Source organism: Pseudomonas sp. AKS31, from assembly GCF_023634765.1.
GTDB lineage: Bacteria > Pseudomonadota > Gammaproteobacteria > Pseudomonadales > Pseudomonadaceae > Aquipseudomonas.
This window is the reverse complement of sequence record NZ_JAMLFX010000001.1, coordinates 987723-988950: the sequence shown is the minus strand read 5'-3', so window position 1 is coordinate 988950 and position 1228 is coordinate 987723. Positions and strand designations below refer to the sequence as shown.

Here is a 1228-nt window from a genome sequence, read left to right as displayed (position 1 = left end):
CGAGGTTGGCGGTGCTGGTATCGCCGTCTGCATCTGTGATGGTGTAGGCGAAGGTTTCCGTGCCGTTGCCGCCACCGTGCAGGTTTTTGAAATCGGCGTCGCTGGTATTGAGCGTGTAGGTGTAAGTGCCGTCAGCATTCAAAACCAAGGTGCCGTAAGTGCCGGTGAACGTGCCCGGAGTTACCGGTCCGGTAGGGACGCGGTCAGCCCCTTGCACATCGTTGGTTAGCACGTTGCCGGTCAGGGTCAGTTGGCTTTCTGACGCGGTTCCGTTGCTGTCGTCGTTGGCTTTTGGCAGGTCGTCGACGATGTTGACGTCCAGCGTGCCATTGGCGGTGGTGCCGTTATCGTCGACTACCGTGACGGCGAACTGCTCAGGCAGATTGTTCGCACCGTCGGCGTTCGGATGGGCTTCGTTATCGGCCAGGGTGTAGCTGTAACTCACCACGCCGGTAGCAGCATTGAAACCAGTGATGGTCAGCGTGCTGCCCAGCGGCGTGGTGATCGATTGCGGGAAACCTGCCGCTACACCGTTGGTGACGACGGCGATGCCGCCGACAGTCAGGGTTGTGACGCCATCGAGTGCGGTGATGGTGAACGTGCCGCTTTGGGTCAGTGCGGTGGAATCTGGTGCACTGCCGTCAGTGAGATTTTTTTCGTAAACGGTGAGTTCGCCGCCATTCACGTCGAGGCCATTGATGATCACCGGATCGTCGTTGTTGTGGATCTGCAGGACGAGGTTGGCGGTGCTGGTATCGCCGTCTGCATCTGTGATGGTGTAGGCGAAGGTCTCTGTGCCGTTGCCACCGCCGTGGAGGTTTTTGAAATCGGCATCGCTGGTGTTCAGCGTGTAGGTGTACGTGCCGTTGGCGTTGAGTACCAAGGTGCCGTAAGTCCCGGTGAATGTGCCCGGGGTTACCGGCCCGGTGGATACGCGGTCGGCACCTTGCACATCGTTGGTAAGGACGTTGCCGGTCAGGGTCAGTTGGCTTTCTGACGCGGTTCCGTTGCTGTCGTCGTTGGCTTTTGGCAGGTCGTCGACGATGTTGACGTCCAGCGTGCCATTGGCGGTGGTGCCGTTATCGTCGACTACCGTGACGGCGAACTGCTCAGGCAGATTGTTCGCGCCGTTGGCGTTCGGATGGGCTTCGTTATCGGCCAGGGTGTAGCTGTAACTCACCACGCCGGTAGCAGCGTTGAAACCGGTGATGGTCAGCGTGCTGCCCAA

Annotated in this window: 1 protein-coding gene; it reads right to left on the bottom strand. The window is 59.5% G+C overall.

The window, feature by feature from the left end; genetic code table 11:
* Positions 1–1228 (bottom strand): cadherin-like domain-containing protein (locus tag M9827_RS04490; protein WP_250603773.1); only part of this gene is annotated, 1228 nt, incomplete at both ends.